The 744-nt window shown below is 58.3% G+C and carries 1 pseudogene; it reads right to left on the reverse strand.

What is annotated here, in order from left to right:
* Nucleotides 1-497 (reverse strand): annotated as a pseudogene (locus tag HW466_RS30985) (transposase); the annotation flags it as partial.
* Nucleotides 498-744 lie beyond the last annotated feature (247 nt).

Genomic DNA, 744 nt, shown 5'->3' on the forward strand with positions numbered 1-744 from the left:
GGCGCTCATCGGATGGCCTTGCCGATCCAGCAAAATCTTGATGCGGCGGTAACCGTAGCGCGGATATTGTGCCGATAAAACACACATCGCCGCCAGCACCGGCGCATCACGCCCAGCCAGCCTCGACTCGTAATTCAGGGCCGACCTCGCGACCGACATCAGCGCGCACGCTCGCCGCTCCGACAGACCACGCGCTTTCGCGTAGGCAACCTGCTGACGGCGAGCGGGCGCGCTCACCATTTTTTTGCGTTGATCTCCTTCATCACATCAAGTTCGAGATCACGCTCGGCCAGCATCTTCTTCAGTCGCGCGTTTTCCTGCTCAAGCTGCTTCAGGCGCTTCACATCAGCGGCGCCCATCCCGCCGAAATGCTGACGCCAGTTATAGATCGTCTGCTCGCTGATTCCGTGCTTCTTCGACACCTCGGCGACCGGCGCCTTGTCTGCCTCGCGCAGGATCGTGACCATTTGCTCTTCGGTGAACCGGCTCTTCTTCATGACTTCCTTTCTCCGTTGGAAGCCATTCTCTCAAGTTTCAACTGGTCCCAAAATCACCGGGCAGGTCACATCTCCCGAACGGCACGAAGTTCCGCCTGCAGCCGAGATCGGGTGAATCGGACTCAGACGGTACACAAATGGAGCCGCCGAGCGACAGCAATATCTCGCCATCTGGCCAATACGTCACCATTGGACGCATCGAATCCGGAACGGTCTCATTGTGGGCAGGGCAAGCAGAATCTGTTAT

Source organism: Burkholderia territorii, assembly GCF_902833055.1.
GTDB classification, from domain to species: domain Bacteria; phylum Pseudomonadota; class Gammaproteobacteria; order Burkholderiales; family Burkholderiaceae; genus Burkholderia; species Burkholderia territorii.